The organism is Holzapfeliella sp. JNUCC 72, from assembly GCF_053668685.1.
The window spans coordinates 801,132-822,358 of sequence record NZ_CM132220.1 but is presented as its reverse complement, the minus strand read 5'-3'; the positions used below and the strand labels follow the sequence as shown (position 1 = coordinate 822,358).

Genomic DNA, 21,227 nt, shown 5'->3' with positions numbered 1-21,227 from the left:
TTGATGGAGAGGAAAAGTGACCTGTGGAAAATAATGAAATTGTCAGAATACTATCCGAACTTGACCAAAAAGTAACTCAATTTAGGGGGTCTCTTTGACTTAGATAGTCTAGCTGAGTCGATTGCTCTAAACGAGCATCAAATGAGTCAAAACGATTTTTGGAATAATCATCAAAAGGCACAAAAAGTGATTGATGAAACAAATTTAATGAAGAAAAAACATGATAATTTGTTATCATTAATTCAGGAGCTAGATGATGCAAAAGTATCGTTTGAGCTCGTACAAGAAACGGGTGATGAAGAGCTGAAAGTTGAACTTGAAACTTCGCTTGAGTCATTAAAAGAAAAAATGCAAGAATATGAATTGAGCTTACTTCTTTCTGATGAATATGATTCAAAAAATGCACTACTTGAAATTCACCCAGGTGCAGGTGGGACAGAGTCCCAGGACTGGGGTTCTATGCTGTTGCGAATGTATCAAAAGTGGGCAGATAAACATCATTTTTCTGTAGAATTTAACGATTATCAGCCAGGAGAGGAAGCCGGTATTAAAAGTGTTAGTCTTTTAATTAAAGGTGAAAATGCTTATGGTATGTTAAAATCGGAACATGGGGTCCATCGGTTGGTGCGAATATCACCGTTCGACTCAGCAAATCGTCGTCATACCTCTTTTGCTTCTGTTGAAGTTATGCCTGATATTGATCATTCGATTGATATTGAAGTTAATGACGATGACTTGCGAATTGATGTTTTCCGTGCTAGCGGTGCGGGTGGCCAACATATTAATAAAACGTCATCTGCTGTTCGAATTACGCATTTACCAACAGGTATTGTGACAAGTTCACAAGCCCAAAGGTCGCAATTGCAAAATAAAGAAACAGCTATGAAAATGCTTAAAGCGAAGCTTTTCCAATTAGAAAAAGAAAAGCAAGAGCAAGAAAAAGCAGCAATCAAAGGTGAACAGTTGGAAATTGGTTGGGGCTCACAGATTAGATCATATGTCTTTCATCCTTACACGATGGTCAAAGATCATCGTACTCAACATGAAGTGGGAAATGGTCAAAGTGTTATGCTCGGGAATCTTGATTCATTTATGTATGCTTATTTACAATGGCATTTAAGCCATCAAGACAATAATTAAAACTCTCAGGAGATTAGGTATGAAGAAAAAAATATTAGGACTGTTAACACTACTAGCAACAATGCTAATGGCAACAGGTTGCCAAATTAAAGGTGAAGTAATGAACGTCGTTGGTTCTTCTGCGCTACAACCGTTAGTTGAATCTGCAGGTGAAAGCTTTTCAAAAATTCATCAAGATTTATATGTTAATGTTCAAGGAGGCGGAACTGGTACTGGACTTGCGCAAGTTCAAGCTGGAGCCGTTGATATTGGAAACTCCGATTTATACGCTGAGGAAAAGTCAGGGATTGATGCTTCACAATTAGTTGATCATCGTGTGGCTGTTGTTGGGATTACCCCAATTGTCAATCCAGATTTAAAGGTTTCTAATTTAACAACACAACAATTGAGCGACATTTTTTCAGGTAAGATTACGAACTGGAAAGAAATTGGTGGCGATGACTTACCAATTACTGTAATCAATAGAGCTCAAGGTAGTGGAACACGTGTTGTATTTGAAAGTGCAGTCTTCAAAAATGGTGAAAAAGCTGTTAAAGCTCAAGAACAAGATTCTAGTGGGATGGTTCGTCAAATTGTAGCCACAACACCGGGAGCAATTAGTTATTCATCATACAGTTATATTAATGACACAGTTAAGACACCAGCAGTTGATGGTGTTGTCTTGAGTCATGATACAGTTATTGACAATAGTTGGAAAATTTGGGCATATGAACATATGTATATCCGAAAAGATATGGAAAAAGAACGTGTTCATGAGTTTTTAAACTTTATACTATCTGATGATGTTCAAGATAACATCGTTAATAAGATGGGTTATATCGCAATTAAAGATATGAAAGTTGAAAAAACGCTAGATGGTCAAATTAAGTCAATTGAATAAGAGGTGTGATTTATGAACGATCCAATTAGAGAGAGTATGCTGAAAAAGTCCAAGGCCGCAAGACGTGAGACTTTTGGGAAAACAATATCATTTTTAGCAATTGCCATTATTGTGGCTGTTGTTGCAGCAATTTTTTACTTTGTAGCTTCAAAAGGAATCTCAACTTTCACTCAAAACGGTGTTAATTTTTGGGACTTCTTGACAGGTGACACATGGAATCCAGGTTCAAAAGGAGCTGACGGTAAGCCACTTGTTGGAGCTTTACCTATGATTTTGGGCTCATTTTTAGTAACAATTTTAGCTGCTGTAATTGCAACACCATTTGCGATTGCTGCTGCTATCTTCATGACAGAAGTTGCCGGTAAAAAAGGGGCCAGTATCTTACAACCAGTTATTGAATTATTAGTTGGTATTCCATCTGTTGTGTACGGATTTATTGGATTATCAGTTATTGTGCCATTCGTTCGATCAGTTTTTGGTGGAACTGGATTTGGTATTTTAGCGGGGACTTTCGTTCTTTTTGTTATGATTTTGCCAACAGTGACCTCAATGACTGTTGATGCGTTACGTTCAGTTCCTAGACACTATCGTGAAGCGTCTTATGCTTTAGCTGCAACTAGATGGCAAACAATTTATAAAGTCATTTTACGTTCAGCAATGCCAGGTATTTTAACCGCAATCGTGTTCGGTATGGCTCGTGCATTTGGTGAAGCTTTAGCGGTTCAAATGGTTATTGGTAATGCCTTCACAGTTCCTAACAGTTTGACAACACCTGCTTCAACATTAACCAGTGTGTTGACAATGGGAATGGGTAACTCAGTAATGGGAACTTTGAGTAATAACGCTCTTTGGTCACTTGCTTTAATCTTATTGATGATGTCCTTAATCTTTAACTTAGTGATTAGATGGATTGGTAACAAAGGAGGAAACAGTAAATAATGAGTCCAAAACGTGTCGACAAAATAGCAACAGGTGTCATTTATGCAATGGCAGGAATTATTGTGTTAATTCTGGTTGCTTTACTAGCTTATATTTTAGTTAGTGGGCTACCTCATGTTAGCTGGTCATTTATTGTATCTCCTTCAAAAGTTTTCGAAGCAGGTGGTGGGATTGCTGCCCAGTTATTTAACTCAGTATACTTATTGGTTCTTTCAATGATAATTTCGATTCCATTATCTATTTTAGCTGGAATTTTTCTTTCAGAATATGCACCTAAAAATAAATTGACTGACTTTGTTAGAACAGCTATCGAAATCTTAAGTTCACTACCTTCAGTTGTTGTAGGGTTGTTTGGATTTTTAGTATTCGTTATTCAATTTAAGATTGGATTTTCAATCATTTCAGGTGCTTTAGCACTAACACTATTTAACTTACCATTATTAACACGTAATGTAGAAGAATCACTTCAATCTATCCACTTTACTCAACGTGAAGCAGGATATGCATTAGGACTATCTCGCTGGGAAACAGTTACGCGCGTTATTATTCCTGAAGCATTACCTAGTTTGATTACAGGTATTATTTTGGGAGCTGGACGTGTATTCGGTGAAGCGGCCGCTTTAATTTATACAGCAGGTCAAAGTTCCCCTGCACTAAACTTCTCAAATTGGAACCCGCTATATATTAATAGTCCACTGAACCCATTTAGACCAGCTGAAACATTAGCTGTTCATATTTGGAAAATCAATGGTGAAGGGATTATCCCTGATTTGAATGCCGTATCAACAGCTTCTTCAGCTATCTTGATTCTAGCAGTTTTAATTTTTAACTTAATTGCAAGAAGCTGGGGTAAAAGGTTGTACAAACGCTTAACAGGTGCTAAATAAGGAGACGCTCATGGCAGAAAGATTAACAAAAAACATTCAAAAGCTAGATGAAAATAAGCATGAAATTGCACTTTCTACAAAAGACTTACGTGTCAGTTATGGTGATCATGAAGCGATTCACGGTGTAGATTTACAGTTTGAACGTTATAAGATCACTGCCTTAATTGGGGCGTCAGGTTCAGGAAAGTCAACTTATTTAAGAGCTTTGAACCGTATGCATGACAATATTGCGAATACTTCGGTAACAGGTGAAATTAATTATCGTGGGTTAGATATTAACCGTGATAACATTGATGTTTATGAAATGCATAAGCATATTGGAATGGTATTCCAAAGACCTAATCCATTTTCAAAATCTATTTATGATAACATCACTTTTGCATTAAAGCGTCATGGTATACGCAATAAAAAACAACTAGATGAAATTGTTGAAACATCACTCAAGCAAGCAGCTTTGTGGGATCAAGTTAAAGATGATCTTCATAAAAGTGCTTTAGCCTTGTCAGGTGGACAACAACAAAGATTGTGTATTGCACGAGCAATCGCAATGAAACCAGATATTCTACTCTTAGATGAACCAGCTAGTGCGTTAGATCCTATTTCAGCATCAAAAGTTGAAGAAACATTAATGGAACTTAAAAAGCATTATACAATTGTAATTGTGACTCACAATATGCAACAAGCTGCTAGAATTAGTGATCGTACAGCCTTTTTCCACTTAGGTGATGCAATTGAATATGATGAAACACGTAAGATTTTTACTAGACCAAAAGTAAAATTAACTGAAGATTATGTATCAGGACACTTTGGATAGGTAGGTAAAGCAAATGACAAAACCAATTATTTCAACTCAAGATGTACATCTGTTTTATGGAAAAAAGGAAGTTCTTAAAGGGATTTCGATGGATTTTTACCCAAATGAAATCACAGCGTTAATTGGCCCTAGTGGTAGTGGTAAATCAACTTTACTGCGCTCACTCAATCGAATGAATGACTTACAAGATGATGTGACAATCACGGGGTCTGTGAATATTGACGGTAAAAATATTTATGCACCTACAACCAATAAAGTTGACTTGAGAAAACGTGTAGGTATGGTGTTCCAACAACCTAATCCTTTTCCATTTTCTGTTTATGAAAACGTTGCTTATGGATTAAAATTAGAAAAAAAACATACCAAAGAAGAAATTGATCAAATTGTAGAAGACAGTCTAAAAGCTGCAGCTGTGTGGGATGATGTTAAAGATAAGTTGCATGAGAGTGCGCTATCATTATCAGGTGGACAACAACAAAGAGTTTGTATTGCACGTGTTTTAGCCGTTCACCCTGAAGTGATTTTATTAGATGAACCAACCAGTGCATTGGATCCTATTTCAAGTGGGAAAATCGAAAATATGTTATTATCATTGAAAGATGAGTATACAATTGTTATCGTGACTCACAACATGGGACAAGCATCCAGAATTTCTGATAAAACAGGGTTCTTTTTAGATGGTAATTTGGTAGAATATAATAAGACAAAACACATTTTTATGACACCGTCTGAAAAAGAAACAGATGATTACATTTCTGGTAGATTTGGTTAATACAATAAGGGAGGAGAAATATTGTGAGATCAAATTTTGAAAAAGAATTACATGAATTGCATGATAATTTTGGTCGCATGGGTCGATTAGTCAGTGAAAATATTGGCCGTGCAGTCAAATCATTCATTGATCATGATAAACAACAAGCACAATACGTGATTGATACTGATCCAAGTATCAACGGTATTGAAGTTGATTTGGAAAAGAAATCATTTGAAATGATTGCGTTGCAACAACCTGTTACAACTGATTTACGAAACATTGTAACAATTATGAAAGCTAGCTCTGACCTTGAACGTATGGCAGACCATGCTGTAAGTATTGCCAAAGCAACAATTAAAGTTAAAGGTGAAGCACGTGTATATGGCATCGAAGATGAAATTGCACACACGGCTGATTTAGTTATCCAACTTGTAATTGATGCTTTAGAAGCTTACCGCGTTCAAGACGATCAATGGGCTCGTGAAATTTCAAAACAAGATATTTCAATTGATAAACAAGCTAAAAAAATTAATGCTCATATTATTAGTGAAATGAAAAAAGATCCGGATACAATTTTAGGTAATACTTACTACATGCTAGTAACAAGTTACCTAGAGCGTATTGGTGATTATGCAACTAATATTTGTGAGTGGGTTGTTTACCTAAAGACAGGTAAATTAATTGAATTAAATAATCATGTTAAACATGATAGCCAAGATAACTAAAAAGCTGACATTTAATGTCGGCTTTTTTGTTTAGGGGGGATAAAAATGTCGATTATTGAGTCAGTAAAAGAGACATTAAAAGAATTAAGAAAGAACTTTTCGATTATTGTATTGCTTTATATTGTTGTTGATATTATTTTGTTAGGGCTCATTGTACCTTTTACAAATGCCACAACGAGTTTTTTAGCTAAGTTATTTGAAGTGGAATATATCGCATATGATAATATTCTGGCTATTATTTCACACGATTTATTATTTATTATTACGATTTTACTGTTACTGTTGGCGATTTTATTTATTGTTTTTTTACAATTTTCAATTTTGCTAAATGGTATTCGTCAGATTGTTCATTTGAACCAAATCAATTTAGATAATTTATTCAAAGATGTAAAAAATAGTTTGCGTAGCTTAAATATGAAAACAATTCCATTTTTCATATTCTATGCATTAGTTATTATTCCATTTTCGGACTTTATCTTCTCATCACCGTTGTTAAGTAAAGTTAAGATTCCGCAATTTGTAATGGTATTTATTACGCAAAATCCAATCGTAGCGGTTGTTCTTATCGCATTAACCGCGGTATTAATTTATATAGAAGTTCGGTTCATTTTATTATTACCCATAATGTCATTTAATTGGCGCCGCCCTAAAAAGTTAATTAAGAACTGCCTAAAATCAACTAAGCGCAGTTTTTGGAAGATTTTACTGCGAATTTTGATACCAGCAGGAATTTTTGCTTTGATTAATCTTGTTTTAATGGGTCTATGGGTAACGCTTTCATTTTTAATAGAGCAAATGTTACCACAATACACCTTTGTATCAGGACAAGTTATTCTTGTGCTAATCCAATTGACACAAGTGATTACAACAACACTATCAACTGCATCGGTTATGATTGTGCTGCTTCAGCTATATGAAGAAAAAGAGCAGATTGTTGCCAAAAATATTAACTACCAGATTGATTACTCAGAAATAAAAAAACAAAAAAGAATTTATCGACTATTTATTGGCTTATCGATTCTATTAATTGCGATACGCGTAACTTATTCTAATTATGGCTACCTCAAAAATCCCGGATTCAATAATGTTACAATTATCTCGCATAGGGGATTAGATCAAAACAACGGTGTTCAAAATACAATTCCAGCTTTACTGCATGTTATCCCAGAAAATCCAGATTACGTTGAAATGGATATTCATATGACAAAAGATCGACAGTTTGTGGTGATGCATGATAATAATTTATCAGCATTGACTGGCAAGAATGCGCATGTTCATGACTTGACGCTAGAACAGTTAAAACAATTAACTGTTTCAGAAAACGGGCAAAGTGCGCCCCTAGCTAGTTTTGATGATTACTTACAAACAGCAAATGATCATCATCAAAAGCTATTAATTGAAATCAAAACAGATAAGGGAGATAATCCCGCAGAAGTCGTTAATCAATTTAATCAAAAGTACCAAAAAAATGTCTTACTTCACCAGCACAAAATTCACTCGCTATCAGCTAAGGTAGTAACCGAATTGAAAAAAATCAACTCAGAATTTGATGTAAATTACATTACGACCTACAATATATTTACCCCCACATTAGATGTAAATGGTTACAGTATGGAGTCTTCAACATTAAATCGTTATTTAGTTTTAAAAGCTCATCAAGGCCGTAAGAACGTCTATGCTTGGGATATCAATGATATAGAATCGATTCATTTAATGATGTTGTATCGAGTGGACGGGTTAATAACTGATAACTTGAAAGAAGTTAAAGAAAACGTTAATGAATTGAGAAACGCTACTTCTATCACACAAAAATTAGTAATATATATTAGTGAAATAAATGGATTGAAAAATTATTTAGTAAACTAAAGGAGAACAAAATGTCAGTTTTTCTAATCGTATTAGGAATTTTATTTTTAGTTATGTTAGTGGTTATTTTCTTTATAATGCTAGGATTGATTTTAACTGTCCTATTTAAATTTATTTTGCCGCTATTTATTATATTTGCGATTGGAATGTGGATTTATGTTGCCCATAATCGTCGCAAAGGAACAACTAAATTTAATAAAAACTATTTTAAAAATAATCGTTATCATAGTTATTACAAATCAAATTCAAAACGCAAACACGCTGAAAATGTAACCGAAGAAACAAAGGGGGATTCTCATGACTAAATTTATCGGTCGTTCTTTGATTAATGCGATTGTCTTAATTGCGTTAGCTGGAATTTTTCCCAAAATGGTTTATGTAGACAACCTATTGGCAGCTATCGTTGTGGGTGTGATTTTGACTGTTTTGAGTATGACATTGACCCCTTTATTGCAATTTTTTGCACTACCATTAACGTTCTTAACGCTAGGGCTTTTTGCACTAGTCGTTAATGGTATAACGCTTGCGATTGCCATCTCACTTTCAGGTGGAGCTATTGTCATATCAAGTTTTTGGTCAACCATTATTTGTGCAATTGTCATTACGATTGTTCAACGTGTTGTTGCAAACTTTTTTCAAAACAATTTGAAATAAAGTGAGATATTTCGAAAAATGAGTAATAGAATGATAAAATAAAGCTATAGAGTATAGGAAAGACGAGGGTTCGCTATGTTGAATTACGTTAGTATGAAAGACTTTGCCAAAGACAATGATCTGACAGTGCTAGTTGGAGAAGAATATTTAGACAGTAAGCGCGTTTATGTTAGTGATATATCAAGACCAGGACTTGAATTGACAGGTTACTTTGACTACTATCCACATGAACGTATTCAGTTGTTTGGAATGACTGAAATTTCATTTGCTAATCAGTTAACACCTGATGAAAGAATGACTGTTTTTACTAAAATGTGTACTAAAAGCACACCGGTATTTTTGATTTCAAGAGATTTAACACCACCAAAAGAATTAGTGGAAGCTGCTGAAAAAAATCAAATGCCAGTACTAATTTCTAAATTACCAACAACACGTTTATCCAGTGTGATTACTGATTACTTAGATTATAAATTAGCTGAACGTCAAAGTATTCACGGTGTTCTAGTAGAAATTTATGGAACAGGTATTTTACTAACAGGTAATTCTGGAATTGGTAAAAGTGAAACGGCTCTCGAATTGGTTCAAAGAGGTCACCGTCTAATTGCCGATGATCGTGTTGATGTTTTCCAACAAGATGAAAAGACTATCGTGGGTGAAGCGCCTTCAATTTTGAAACACTTGCTTGAAATTAGAGGCATTGGAATTGTTGATGTCATGAACTTGTTTGGTGTGGGTGCTGTTAGACAGTCTACACCGGTATCTTTAATTATTAATCTTGAAAATTGGGATCCAAAAGCATCTTATGATCGCTTAGGTTCAGCAGATGATTATCAAACAATTTTTGATGTAGACGTTCCTAAAATGACAATCCCAGTCAAAGTTGGACGCAATCTATCAATTATTATCGAAGTTGCGGCAATGAACTTTAGAGCTAAGAATCTTGGATTTGACGCAACTAAAGTATTTGAAAATCAATTAACAGAACTAATCGAAAAAAACAAGCAAGATAATCAAGGAGATGCAAACTAATGATCAACTTTTTACAATCATTATCTCCGGTTGCCTTCAATTTAGGCCCATTTAGTGTGCGTTGGTATGGTATTATTATCATGACAGGTGTGATTGTGGCTGTATTAATGGCAACAAACGAAGCCAAAAAACGTCAAATTATGCCTGATGACATCATCGATTTATTATTCTTTATTTTACCAATTGGTTTTATTGGTGCACGATTGTACTATGTTATTTTTCAGTGGTCTGAGTATGCGCACGAACCTGCTAAAATATTTATGATTTGGCAAGGTGGAATTGCAATTTACGGTGGGTTAATCGCTGGACTAATAACATTAATCGTTTATACATATTATCGACATCTTCCAACATGGTTATTGTTAGATATCATTACACCAGGTGTGATGTTGGCGCAAATCATGGGACGTTGGGGAAACTTTATGAATCAAGAAGCCTACGGTGCTGTCACTTCACTTGATTTTTTGAAGGGACTACATTTACCAGACTTTATCATTCAACAAATGTTTATTGATGGGGCTTATCGCCAACCCACATTCTTGTATGAATCTTTCTTTAACTTGATTGGATTAGTACTAATTCTAGTATTAAGACATAAAAGAATATTTAAACAAGGTGAAGTCGCTTTATCTTATGTACTGTGGTACTCAGTTGTAAGATTCTTTGTAGAAGGTATGCGAACTGATAGTTTGATGCTAGGCAGCATTCGCGTATCTCAAGCATTATCCATTGTTTTATTTGTTGCTGTAATTGGGATTATGATTTATCGTAGAAAAATTGTAAAACCTAAGCAGTATATTGATGGCAGTGGTTTTAAGTTTCCTTATAAACGTTAGTGAAAAGGGGTATTATCCATTATGAAAAAAATTACCGTGTTAGGATCAGGATCATGGGGTAGCACATTAGCTAATATCTTAGCTGAAAACGATTATGACGTTTGTCTTTATGGTATTGAAGAAAGTGTTGCTCGTGAAATTAATGAATCACAAACTAATGGTCGATATTTAGAAGGCTTTAAATTTAGTAAGCCAATTAAAGCAACAACAGACTTGGCTGAGGCTGTTAAAGATGCTTCAGGTATTTTGTTTGTTATTCCAACAGCAGCAATTGCAAGCGTGTCAAAACAATTGAAGCCGCTATTACCTACTGCTAAAAATCCTATTTTGATGAGTGCAACCAAGGGAATTGAACCTGGCACAAAACGTATTGTATCTCAAATTTTAGAACAAGAATTTGATAAAGAAGTGGTCCAGGATTTAGTTGTAGTTTCAGGTCCAAGTCATGCTGAAAATGCTTCTCAAAAAGATTTAACAACGCTTTCTGTTGCTTCATATAATGAAGAAAATGCAAAAGCGGTTCAAAAAATGTTTACACGTGACTATGTTCGCCTTTACACAAACTCTGATCCTATTGGTGTTGAAGTTGGTGGGGCTATCAAAAACGTTCTAGCCCTAGCTGCTGGAATGATTGCAGGTAAGGGGTATGAAATTAACGCTTTAGCTGCTTTAATTACACGTGGTATTCGCGAACTAGCCTTAGTTGGTGAAGCTTTAGGCGGTCAAAAAGAAACTTTTTATGGCCTTTCAGGAATTGGTGATTTAATTGTGACTGCTTCTAGTTCTAATTCAAGAAACTGGCGTGCAGGTAAACAATTAGCTGAAGGTCAAAACTTAGATGATGTTGTCAACAACATGGGAATGGTTGTTGAAGGTGTCAAAACAGCTCAAGCTGTTCATGAACTAGCTGAAGAACTAGACTTAGATTTACCAATTTCAGAAGCAGTTTATCGTGTATTATACGAACAAACTAAAGTCGAAGATGAAATCACAAATATGATGCACCGTCCATTAAAACGTGAATTTCAATAATAGATTTTGCAAAATAAGTTGAGATAGTATATAATCTCTATATACTTATTTTTAGTAAGTGAGGAGATACTATGACAAAAAAATATGATGTTGTTGTAATTGGTGCTGGTCCTGGTGGATTGACCGCCGCGTTATATGCTTCTCGTTCTAATTTATCAGTTTTGATTTTAGATCGTGGTATTTACGGTGGTCAAATGAATAATACAGCCGATGTTGAAAACTACCCAGGGTTTGAAAATGTTAAGGGCCCTGAGTTAAGTGAAAAAATGTATGCTTCTGCTATCAAATTTGGTGCAGAGTATGGCTACGGTAATGTATCAGGAATTACTGACCTTGGTGATCATAAAGTGATTCATACTGACGATGGCGATATTGAAACTTTAAGTGTTGTTATTGCAACAGGTGCACAACACAAACATTTAGGCGTACCGGGTGAAGAAGAGTATTCTGGTATGGGTGTTTCATACTGTGCCGTTTGTGATGGTGCATTCTTTAGAGATAAAGATGTTGTTGTTGTCGGTGGTGGAGACTCAGCTGTTGAAGAAGGTATTTACTTGACTCAATTAGCTAAGTCTGTCACTTTAATTCACCGTCGTTCAGAATTAAAAGCCCAACAAATTTTACAAGAACGTGCTTTTAAGAACGATAAAATGAACTTCATTTGGGATGCACAAGTTGAAACAATTGATGGCGATGGCCAAAAAGTAACGAGTGTAACCTACAAAGATAAAAATACTGGTGAACAGAAAAAAGTCGAAGCTTCAGGTGTCTTCATTTATGTTGGTATTTACCCAATCACAGAACCATTTAAAGATTTAGGAATTTTAAATGAAAACGGTTGGATTCAAACTGACGAACTTATGAAGACAAAGGTTCCTGGCATCTTTGCTGTTGGTGATGTACGTGAAAAAGCACTACGCCAAATCACGACAGCTGTTGGTGATGGTGGTAATGCAGGTCAACAAGTTTACGACTATATCCAAGAACTCAAACATTAAGATTTTTAAAAGCCTTGTTTAAGGCTTTTTTTTGTGACAATTCCAGGTATAATGGTTTTTAAGAGGAGTTGTTTTAATGAACTGGCAAGAAAACATTGCAATTTGGCAAGACAATCAGGCAAAATTACCTGATTACTTGAAACAAGAACTAGATAAAATACAAACAAATCATGAACAGGCAAAAGAAGCTTTCAGTACTAATTTAGAATTTGGGACTGCAGGAATGCGTGCCATTATGGGACCTGGATCTAATCGTCTAAACTTATTGACGGTTGGTCAAACAACAGAAGCTTTAGCACGTTTGATGGATCAGTTGTCTATCGAAAACAAAAAACGTGGTGTGGTTATTAGTTATGATTCACGTCTACACTCTGCAGAATTTGCGGCACATTGTGCCCAAGTTTTAGGAAACCACCAAATTCCGGTTTATTTATTTGATGCGTTAAGACCAACACCTGAGTTATCTTTTGCGATTCGTCATCTGAATGCTTATGCTGGAATTATGATTACGGCTAGCCACAATTCTAAAGAATATAACGGTTACAAAATTTACGGTGAAGATGGTGGCCAAATGCCACCTAAGCATGTTCAAATTGTTATCGATGAAATGGCAAAAATTACTGATATTTTTAATATCAAAACAGCGCCAATTGTCGAACTAGAAGCAGATGGGTTGCTAACTTATATTGGTGAAGATGTTGATCAAGCTTACTTGGAAAAATTGAAGACTGTTTCAATCAATGAAGAGTTAAACAAAGAACAAGGAAAAGACCTAAAAATTGTTTATACACCTCTTCACGGGACAGGTAAAATGTTGTACCGTCAAGTTTTTGAAATGAATCACTTTAAACAAGTTTATGTTGTTGCTAAACAAGCTATTTTAGATCCTGGCTTTTCAACAGTCAAAACTCCTAATCCAGAATTCATGGAGACCTTTGATTTAGCGAAAAAACAAGCGGATGAAGTGGCAGCTGATTTGATTATTGCAACTGATCCAGATGCTGACAGACTAGGTGTTGCTGTTAGAAACTCAGACCAAAAATTTGAAGTGCTAACAGGTAACCAAATTGCGGCAATCGTCACACAATATATTTTGGAATCTCGTCATCAGTTAGGACAATTAGCGCCTAATAGTGAAATTGTTAAAAGTATTGTTTCAAGTGAATTGCCTGCAAAAATTGCGGCTGACTATCAAGTGAGTTGTTGTGATGTGTTAACTGGATTCAAATATATTGGTGAAGAAATTGAACGACTAAACGAAACACAGTCAGGACACTTCCTATTTGGGTTTGAAGAAAGCTACGGGTACTTACTTAAAGACTTTGTTCGCGATAAAGATGCCATGCAAGCAGCTTTAATATTGGCTGAAACTGCTGCGTTTTATAAAGCTAAAAACAAAACATTGTATGATGCCATGCAAGATATTTATCAAAAATATGGTTACTTTGTTGAAAAGACCTATTCATTTGAATTTGAAGGACTAGATGGTGCTGCAAAGATGAAACAGTTAATGCAAAAGCTTCGCAGTCACTTGTTAACTGATTTGGATGGCACAACTGTTGTCAAAATAGAAGATTATTTAAGTCAAGTTAGTCATCAATCAGGTCAAGCTAAAGACTTTACTGAGTATCCAAAAGCGGATGTTTTGAAATACTATCTTGAAGATGGTACTTGGCTTGCTTTGAGACCTTCTGGAACTGAACCAAAAATCAAATTATACATTGGTGTTGAGACAGCCAGTCAGCAAGAAGCGGACACAAAAATAGAAAATTATCAAAAGGCTTTTTTTGAGCTCATGACACAATAAGTCAGACTTTTGAAATAGTCATAATGACTGGCAAGTGCTAAACTATAATTACTGTGAAAGTTGGATATTATTATCCAACTTTTTTATATAGCTGAAGGGATGGGTGCAAGATGACTCCTGAAATTACTCAAAATAAATTTAAATTAAAATCAGATTATCAACCGGCCGGTGATCAAGGCCAAGCTATTGAAAAATTGGTCAAAGGTTTCAAAGACCACAAGAAAGAACAGATTTTGCAAGGGGCAACAGGAACGGGTAAAACGTTCACAATGGCTAATATTATTGAACAAGTTAATAAGCCCACGCTAATTTTGTCACATAACAAAACTTTGGCAGGCCAGTTGTACAGTGAGTTCAAAGAATTCTTCCCAGAAAATGCGGTGGAATATTTTGTTTCTTACTATGACTATTACCAACCAGAAGCGTATGTGCCCTCATCAGATACGTATATTGAAAAAGATTCTGCCATTAATGATGAAATTGATCAATTACGCCATGCGGCAACTAGTGCACTATTACAACGAAATGACACGGTTATTGTAGCTAGTGTGTCGAGTATCTTTGGGCTAGGTGATCCAAAAGAGTACGCTAAACATATTATTTCACTTTCAACTGGTGCAGAAATGGAACGTAATGATTTGCTACGTCTGTTAGTAGAGAATCAATACGATAGAAATGACTATGACTTTCAACGTGGTCGTTTTCGTGTTCGTGGAGATGTCGTTGAAATTTTTCCAGCGGGATTCACACAAAATATTTACCGTGTTGAATTTTTCGGGGACGAAATCGATCGTATTGTAGAAGTGGATGCGTTAACAGGCGAAAAAATAACTGAAAAGAAAATTGTGACACTTTTCCCAGCGACTCACTTTACAACTAATGATGAGCAAATGGAAAAAGCCATTGCACGCATTGAAAAAGAACTAAATGACCGTTTGATTGAATTAAAAAACGATAATAAATTACTCGAAGCGCAACGTCTGGAACAGCGTACGCATTACGACATTGAGATGATGAAAGAGATGGGTTATACCAACGGGATTGAAAACTATTCTCGTCATATGGAAGGGCGTGCAGAAGGGGAACCACCTTATACATTGCTTGATTTCTTTCCAGATGATTTCTTGATTATGGTTGATGAATCACATGTAACAATGCCTCAAATCAGAGGGATGCATAATGGTGACCGCGCACGTAAGCAAATGTTAATTGACCACGGTTTTAGATTGCCGAGTGCTTTGGATAATCGACCATTAACACTAGAAGAATTTGAAGACCATGTTAATCAAATATTATATGTTTCAGCAACACCAGGAGATTATGAACTAAATCGAACACATGATATTGTTGAACAAGTTATTCGACCTACTGGATTACTTGACCCCATTGTTCAGGTCCGTCCAATTATGGGACAAATCGATGACTTAGTAAGTGAAATTAACCAACGCGTTGAAAAAGATGAACGTGTCTTCATTACAACTTTAACGAAGAAAATGTCCGAAGACTTAACAGATTATCTGAAGGATTTAGGGATTCGTGTGAAATATCTGCATAGTGAAATTAAGTCACTTGAACGCACACAAATTATTCATGATTTAAGAAAAGGTGAATTCGATGTCTTAATCGGGATTAACTTGCTTAGAGAAGGACTAGACGTACCAGAAGTTTCTCTAGTAGCTATTTTGGATGCAGATAAAGAAGGATTTTTAAGATCTGAACGCCCATTGATTCAAACGATTGGTCGTGCTGCACGTAACCAAAATGGTGAAGTGATTATGTACGCTGATAAGATAACCAAATCAATGAAAATTGCGATAGATGAAACACACCGTCGTCGTGAAATTCAAGAAGCTTACAACGAAAAACATCATATTACCCCTAAGACCATTATCAAACCAATTCGCGATGTTATTTCAGTTAACGAGAAATCAAGTGATAAGTCTGATGACAAGAAATTAACTGATTTTGACTTTTCTGAAATGACTAAAGATCAAAAACAGGCATTAATCGGCGATTTGACTACACAAATGGAAGGCGCTGCTCAAAAACTTGATTTTGAAACAGCTGCTAATTTGAGGGATGCAATTTTAGAATTACAAGGAGAATGAGATTAAATGTTAAATGACAAAATCATTATTCATGGCGCACGTGAACATAATTTAAAAAATATTGATTTAACAATACCTAAAAATCAATTAGTTGTTGTGACTGGGTTATCGGGTTCTGGTAAAAGTTCATTGGCTTTTAATACACTTTACGCCGAGGGTCAACGTCGTTACGTTGAATCATTATCCAGCTATGCTAGACAGTTTTTAGGACAAATGGATAAGCCGGATGTCGATTCAATTGATGGGTTAAGTCCTGCCATTTCAATTGACCAAAAAACAACGTCAAAAAACCCACGATCGACGGTTGGAACTGTAACTGAGATTAATGACTATTTAAGATTATTGTGGGCTCGTGCAGGAGAACCGATTTGTCCTAACGATGGCACTAAAATAACCAGTCAATCTGTTGATCAAATTACGGATCAAGTGCTTGAATTACCAGAGCGTACAAAACTACAGGTGGTTGCACCTATTGTTAAACAAAAAAAGGGACAACATAAAAAAGCTTTTGAGCATATTCAAAAACAAGGTTATGTACGTTTGTTAGTTGATGGTGAGCAATATGATATTGCTGATGCTTTGGAGCTAGATTTAGATAAAAATAAAAAACATGATATTAGTATTATCGTTGACCGTATTGTCGTTAAAGACGGTGTGCGTTCACGATTATTTGACTCAATTGAAACAGCACTAAAGATGTCTGAAGGCTATGTCAATATTGATGTAATTGGCAAAGAAATGTTAATTTTTTCAGAGCATAATGCTTGTCCAATCTGTGGTTTTACTGTAGGTGAATTAGAGCCTCGTCTGTTTTCATTCAATGCACCTTTTGGTGCTTGTGAAGACTGCGATGGATTAGGATCAAAACTTGAAGTAGACTACGATTTAGTTGTTCCTGATGATACAAAAACATTAGCCGAGGGTGCTATCGAACCTTGGAATCCAATCAGTTCAAACTATTACCCTGAAATGTTACGCCAGTTTGCTGAACAATTTAAAATTTCAATGGACAAACCTTTTAAAAAGCTCACAAAGAGACAACAAGACTTAGTCTTGAATGGGGCTGATAAGCCTTTTCATTTTCATTATGAAAGTGATTTTGGCCGTGTTAAAGATGTTGAAACAGTTTTTGAAGGTGTCATGACTAACATCAAGCGCCGTTATCATGAGACAAATAGTGAATTCACACGCGAACAAATGAGAAAATACATGACAGAATTAACCTGTCAAACTTGTCACGGGTCTCGATTAAACCGCCAAGCTTTAAGTGTGAAAATCGATGGCAAAAATATTGCTGAAGTTTCTGATTACTCAATCTTTAATACTTTTGACTTTTTTAATCATGTGATATTACCTGAAAAGGAAATGACAATTGCTAAGCCTATTTTGAAAGAGGTTAAAGATCGCCTAGACTTTCTAATTAATGTAGGATTGGATTATCTTACTTTATCTCGTTCAGCAGGAACGCTTTCAGGTGGGGAGGCACAACGTATTCGTTTAGCCACTCAAATTGGTTCTAATCTATCAGGTGTCTTATATATTTTGGATGAGCCTTCAATTGGATTGCATCAAAGAGATAATGATCGTTTGATTGAATCCCTTAAACAGATGCGAGATTTAGGCAATACATTGATTGTTGTAGAACATGATGAAGACACAATGAATGCAGCGGATTATCTCATTGACATGGGACCAGCTGCAGGAATTGACGGTGGTTATGTAACGGCTGCAGGAACCCCTAAGGAAGTTGAAAAGAACCCAGCGTCATTAACTGGACAATATTTATCTGGTAAGAAACGAATTGACATACCAAAGGAACGCCGTCTTGGAAATGGTGAAATAATTAGTGTAAAAGGTGCTAGTGAAAATAACTTAAAAGATGTAAACGTTGATTTTAAATTGGGAACATTTACAGCTGTTACAGGTGTATCAGGATCAGGAAAATCAACTCTAGTTAACACCGTATTGAAACGTGCTTTAGCTCAAAAATTGAATAATAATCACGAAAAACCAGGTAAATTCAAAGAAATTACAGGATATGACAACATTGAAAAGCTAATTAATATTGATCAAAGTCCAATTGGTCGTACCCCTAGAAGTAATCCCGCGACTTATACAAGTGTGTTCGATGATATTCGTGATTTGTTTGCTAAGACAAACGAAGCTAAACTTCGTGGTTATCAAAAAGGCCGTTTTTCATTCAATGTAAAAGGCGGAAGGTGTGAGAATTGCCGTGGTGATGGGATTATCAGAATTGAAATGAACTTCTTACCAGATGTGTATGTACCTTGTGAAGTTTGTCATGGGACGCGCTATAATTCTGAAACACTAGAAGTGAAGTACAAAGATAAAAATATTTCTGAAGTGTTAGAGATGACGATTAAAGAATCTCTTGAATTTTTTGATAATATTCCAAAAATTAAACGCAAACTCCAAACCATTGAAGATGTTGGTTTAGGTTATGTCAAATTAGGTCAATCGGCTACGACACTTTCAGGTGGGGAAGCCCAACGGATGAAACTCGCTTCAGAGTTGTACAAAAAATCAAGTGGGAAAAATCTTTATATTTTAGATGAACCGACAACAGGGTTGCATACTGATGATATTAATCGTTTGCTTACGGTATTACAGCGTTTGGTAGATCAAGGAAACACGGTCTTGGTAATTGAACACAATTTAGATGTAATAAAAAATGCAGATCAATTAGTTGACTTAGGTCCCGAAGGTGGAGAAGGTGGCGGAACAATCGTTGCACTAGGGACACCAGAAGAAGTTGCTCAAAATGCTGAAAGTTATACAGGTTATTATTTAAAAAAATATCTCAATCAAAACTAATTATTAATTAGTTGCTTCAAAAGAAACACCCGGGTGTGTTATAATATTTGGGTCTATTTAGGAGGGGTCGCCATGGTTAATAATAAAAAACAGTTGGTCATCATTACAGGAATGTCTGGTGCAGGTAAAACTGTTGCTATTCAAAGCTTTGAAGATATGGGGTACTTTGTCGTTGATAATTTGCCGCCAAAGCTTTTGCGCAAATTTTGGAATTTGATGTTTGAATCAGGCCATATTGACAAAGTTGCTGTTGTGATTGATTTGAGATCAAGAGATTTGGATAACGAACTACTTGATGCGGTTTCTATTCTTGAAACTAAAGAAGAAGTTCAGTCAAAAATTATTTATCTCAACGCTTCAAATGAAGTTTTGGTTAAGCGATATAATCAAACCAGACGTAGCCATCCTTTAGCAATGTCAGGTCGTCTTTTAGACGGGATTAACAAAGAACGTCAGCTGCTAATGCCAGTTATGCAGCATGCTGATTTAATAATTGATACGTCAAACATTAAGCCCAAACAGTTAAGACAGCGACTAATTGAGCAGACTAAGGGGGAAGATTTATCTGATATCTTTCACATTGAAGTTATGAGCTTTGGTTTTAAATATGGGTTGCCAATTGACGCTGATTTAGTTTTTGATGTTCGATTTTTACCTAATCCATACTATATTCCAGAAATGAAACCGTTAACGGGGCTACAAAAACCGGTTGCAGAATATGTTTTGACACAAAAAATGACCACAGATTTTTATGACAAACTGTGGGAATTATTAATCACAATTATTCCTGGCTATATTAAAGAAGGTAAAACTAATTTGACGATTGCTATTGGCTGTACTGGTGGGCAACATCGATCAGTTGCATTAGCAGAAAAACTCGGTAAGGAACTAATGAAAGACTATCCAACGGATATTACGCATCGAGAAATTTGGCGTTATCAAGGAGAAGAATTATGAGCTCAAAAAAAGTTGTCGTTATTGGCGGCGGAACAGGGCTATCAGTAATTTTGAACTCATTAAAAGATTCAGATATTGAATTAACAGCAGTGGTGACAGTTTCAGATGATGGTGGGTCTTCCGGCATTATTCGAGATTATATTAATGTCGTCCCACCTGGTGATATTCGAAATGTTATGGTATCTCTTTCAACATTACCAAAAGATCAGCTAGATTTATTTCAGTATCGTTTTAAGAGCCAAGATGACTTTTTCTCAGGTCACGCATTAGGGAACTTGATTATAGCTGCACTTTCAGAGATGACAAATGATATGTTTGAATCTATTCAGTATTTATCAAAGCTAATGAAGATAGATGGCAACGTTTATCCGGTTTCAAATAGTCCCTTGATTTTAAATGCTGAATTTGAAGATGGTACAGTTGAAAGCGGGGAAAGTCATATTGTGACTTTTGATAAACAAATAAAGTCAGTTTGGGTAACTGATCCAGCCCGTCAAGATGAAGTACCCAAAGCAGTAACTGAAGTTATTGATGCGATTGAACAGGCTGATTTGGTTATTTTAGGACCGGGAAGCCTCTTTACTAGCATTCTACCTAATGTTGTTATTCCCAACGTGCGTCAAGCCTTAGCACAAACGCAAGCTGATATTACCTATATCTGCAACATTATGACTCAAGAAGGCGAAACGGAGTGCTTGACTGATTATAACCATCTTGAAATTATCAACCGTCATCTTAAAACGCGCACGGTTGATACTGTTTTAGTTAATAACCGCCAAATCCCTCAAAAAATAGTCCACCAAAATTCACCTAAAGGATACCTCAAACCTGTTGAACATGATGAAGAAGCCTTATTAAATAATGGCGTCAAAGTTATCTCAGGCGATTTTTTAGATATCAAAAATAAAAATATTTACCATGATGGGGTAAAAGTGAGAAACGCAATATTAGATTTATTATAGAAGG

The 21,227-nt window shown here is 35.6% G+C and carries 19 protein-coding genes; all 19 read left to right on the top strand.

Annotated features, from left to right (window positions below; genetic code table 11):
* The first annotated feature begins 23 nt into the window (after positions 1–23).
* Positions 24–1,140, top strand: a protein-coding gene (prfB, locus tag JNUCC72_RS04030) for a peptide chain release factor 2 (protein ID WP_454143143.1) whose coding sequence is annotated in 2 segments (ribosomal slippage) — positions 24–95 and positions 97–1,140 — 1,116 coding nt in all. Because the reading frame shifts where the segments join, the coding sequence is not laid out codon by codon here.
* A gap of 19 nt (positions 1,141–1,159) precedes the next feature.
* On the top strand, positions 1,160–2,020 hold the full coding sequence (locus JNUCC72_RS04025) for a phosphate ABC transporter substrate-binding protein (protein WP_454143141.1): 861 nt from the start codon (positions 1,160–1,162) through the stop codon (positions 2,018–2,020).
* A gap of 12 nt (positions 2,021–2,032) precedes the next feature.
* Complete coding sequence (gene pstC, locus JNUCC72_RS04020; RefSeq protein ID WP_454143139.1) at positions 2,033–2,959, top strand: phosphate ABC transporter permease subunit PstC; 927 nt, start codon at positions 2,033–2,035, stop codon at positions 2,957–2,959.
* The gene (gene pstA / locus JNUCC72_RS04015; protein ID WP_454143137.1) at positions 2,959–3,846 is read left to right on the top strand and encodes a phosphate ABC transporter permease PstA; all 888 of its coding nucleotides are present in this window, start codon (positions 2,959–2,961) and stop codon (positions 3,844–3,846) included. The genes pstC and pstA overlap by 1 nt, the downstream gene beginning before the upstream one ends.
* 10 nt (positions 3,847–3,856) lie before the next feature.
* Positions 3,857–4,660 (top strand): phosphate ABC transporter ATP-binding protein PstB, encoded by an 804-nt coding sequence (gene pstB / locus JNUCC72_RS04010; RefSeq protein WP_454143135.1) that lies wholly within the window; start codon positions 3,857–3,859, stop codon positions 4,658–4,660.
* A gap of 13 nt (positions 4,661–4,673) precedes the next feature.
* Positions 4,674–5,432, top strand: coding sequence for a phosphate ABC transporter ATP-binding protein PstB (gene pstB, locus JNUCC72_RS04005; RefSeq protein WP_454143133.1), 759 nt, complete (start codon positions 4,674–4,676; stop codon positions 5,430–5,432).
* A gap of 23 nt (positions 5,433–5,455) precedes the next feature.
* On the top strand, positions 5,456–6,139 hold the full coding sequence (gene phoU / locus JNUCC72_RS04000; RefSeq protein WP_454143131.1) for a phosphate signaling complex protein PhoU: 684 nt from the start codon (positions 5,456–5,458) through the stop codon (positions 6,137–6,139).
* Between the two features lie 45 nt (positions 6,140–6,184).
* Complete coding sequence (locus JNUCC72_RS03995; RefSeq protein ID WP_454143129.1) at positions 6,185–8,005, top strand: glycerophosphoryl diester phosphodiesterase membrane domain-containing protein; 1,821 nt, start codon at positions 6,185–6,187, stop codon at positions 8,003–8,005.
* Positions 8,006–8,016: 11 nt separating this feature from the next.
* On the top strand, positions 8,017–8,310 hold the full coding sequence (locus JNUCC72_RS03990; protein WP_454143127.1) for a hypothetical protein: 294 nt from the start codon (positions 8,017–8,019) through the stop codon (positions 8,308–8,310).
* On the top strand, positions 8,303–8,659 hold the full coding sequence (locus tag JNUCC72_RS03985) for a phage holin family protein (RefSeq protein ID WP_454143125.1): 357 nt from the start codon (positions 8,303–8,305) through the stop codon (positions 8,657–8,659). Before JNUCC72_RS03990 ends, JNUCC72_RS03985 begins: the two co-directional genes overlap by 8 nt.
* 75 nt (positions 8,660–8,734) lie before the next feature.
* Positions 8,735–9,688 (top strand): HPr(Ser) kinase/phosphatase, encoded by a 954-nt coding sequence (gene hprK, locus JNUCC72_RS03980; RefSeq protein ID WP_454143123.1) that lies wholly within the window; start codon positions 8,735–8,737, stop codon positions 9,686–9,688.
* Positions 9,688–10,524 carry a prolipoprotein diacylglyceryl transferase gene (gene lgt, locus JNUCC72_RS03975; protein WP_454143121.1) on the top strand — a complete coding sequence of 279 codons (837 nt, stop codon included), beginning with the start codon at positions 9,688–9,690 and terminating at the stop codon, positions 10,522–10,524. Before hprK ends, lgt begins: the two co-directional genes overlap by 1 nt.
* 21 nt (positions 10,525–10,545) lie before the next feature.
* Positions 10,546–11,556: an NAD(P)H-dependent glycerol-3-phosphate dehydrogenase gene (locus tag JNUCC72_RS03970; protein WP_454143119.1), complete on the top strand. Its 1,011-nt coding sequence runs from the start codon at positions 10,546–10,548 to the stop codon at positions 11,554–11,556.
* Between the two features lie 71 nt (positions 11,557–11,627).
* Positions 11,628–12,554 carry a thioredoxin-disulfide reductase gene (gene trxB, locus JNUCC72_RS03965; protein WP_454143117.1) on the top strand — a complete coding sequence of 309 codons (927 nt, stop codon included), beginning with the start codon at positions 11,628–11,630 and terminating at the stop codon, positions 12,552–12,554.
* Between the two features lie 76 nt (positions 12,555–12,630).
* Positions 12,631–14,361, top strand: coding sequence for a phospho-sugar mutase (locus JNUCC72_RS03960; protein WP_454143115.1), 1,731 nt, complete (start codon positions 12,631–12,633; stop codon positions 14,359–14,361).
* Positions 14,362–14,471: 110 nt separating this feature from the next.
* Complete coding sequence (gene uvrB / locus JNUCC72_RS03955; RefSeq protein ID WP_454143113.1) at positions 14,472–16,469, top strand: excinuclease ABC subunit UvrB; 1,998 nt, start codon at positions 14,472–14,474, stop codon at positions 16,467–16,469.
* Positions 16,470–16,475: 6 nt separating this feature from the next.
* On the top strand, positions 16,476–19,304 hold the full coding sequence (gene uvrA, locus JNUCC72_RS03950; protein ID WP_454143111.1) for an excinuclease ABC subunit UvrA: 2,829 nt from the start codon (positions 16,476–16,478) through the stop codon (positions 19,302–19,304).
* 72 nt (positions 19,305–19,376) lie between these two features.
* Positions 19,377–20,261 carry an RNase adapter RapZ gene (gene rapZ, locus JNUCC72_RS03945; protein WP_454143109.1) on the top strand — a complete coding sequence of 295 codons (885 nt, stop codon included), beginning with the start codon at positions 19,377–19,379 and terminating at the stop codon, positions 20,259–20,261.
* A complete protein-coding gene (locus JNUCC72_RS03940) occupies positions 20,258–21,223 on the top strand; it encodes a gluconeogenesis factor YvcK family protein (protein ID WP_454143107.1) in 966 nt (321 codons plus the stop codon). Before rapZ ends, JNUCC72_RS03940 begins: the two co-directional genes overlap by 4 nt.
* Positions 21,224–21,227 lie beyond the last annotated feature (4 nt).

Bases quoted from the DNA above. Each gene is read 5' to 3' on its own strand.
- JNUCC72_RS04025 (WP_454143141.1), top strand. From the start codon at position 1,160: ATGAAGAAAAAAATATTAGGACTGTTAACACTACTAGCAACAATGCTA.
- pstC (WP_454143139.1), top strand. From the start codon at position 2,033: ATGAACGATCCAATTAGAGAGAGTATGCTGAAAAAGTCCAAGGCCGCA.
- pstA (WP_454143137.1), top strand. From the start codon at position 2,959: ATGAGTCCAAAACGTGTCGACAAAATAGCAACAGGTGTCATTTATGCA.
- pstB (WP_454143135.1), top strand. From the start codon at position 3,857: ATGGCAGAAAGATTAACAAAAAACATTCAAAAGCTAGATGAAAATAAG.
- pstB (WP_454143133.1), top strand. From the start codon at position 4,674: ATGACAAAACCAATTATTTCAACTCAAGATGTACATCTGTTTTATGGA.
- JNUCC72_RS03995 (WP_454143129.1), top strand. From the start codon at position 6,185: ATGTCGATTATTGAGTCAGTAAAAGAGACATTAAAAGAATTAAGAAAG.
- JNUCC72_RS03990 (WP_454143127.1), top strand. From the start codon at position 8,017: ATGTCAGTTTTTCTAATCGTATTAGGAATTTTATTTTTAGTTATGTTA.
- JNUCC72_RS03985 (WP_454143125.1), top strand. From the start codon at position 8,303: ATGACTAAATTTATCGGTCGTTCTTTGATTAATGCGATTGTCTTAATT.
- hprK (WP_454143123.1), top strand. From the start codon at position 8,735: ATGTTGAATTACGTTAGTATGAAAGACTTTGCCAAAGACAATGATCTG.
- lgt (WP_454143121.1), top strand. From the start codon at position 9,688: ATGATCAACTTTTTACAATCATTATCTCCGGTTGCCTTCAATTTAGGC.
- JNUCC72_RS03970 (WP_454143119.1), top strand. From the start codon at position 10,546: ATGAAAAAAATTACCGTGTTAGGATCAGGATCATGGGGTAGCACATTA.
- trxB (WP_454143117.1), top strand. From the start codon at position 11,628: ATGACAAAAAAATATGATGTTGTTGTAATTGGTGCTGGTCCTGGTGGA.
- JNUCC72_RS03960 (WP_454143115.1), top strand. From the start codon at position 12,631: ATGAACTGGCAAGAAAACATTGCAATTTGGCAAGACAATCAGGCAAAA.
- uvrB (WP_454143113.1), top strand. From the start codon at position 14,472: ATGACTCCTGAAATTACTCAAAATAAATTTAAATTAAAATCAGATTAT.
- uvrA (WP_454143111.1), top strand. From the start codon at position 16,476: ATGTTAAATGACAAAATCATTATTCATGGCGCACGTGAACATAATTTA.
- rapZ (WP_454143109.1), top strand. From the start codon at position 19,377: ATGGTTAATAATAAAAAACAGTTGGTCATCATTACAGGAATGTCTGGT.
- JNUCC72_RS03940 (WP_454143107.1), top strand. From the start codon at position 20,258: ATGAGCTCAAAAAAAGTTGTCGTTATTGGCGGCGGAACAGGGCTATCA.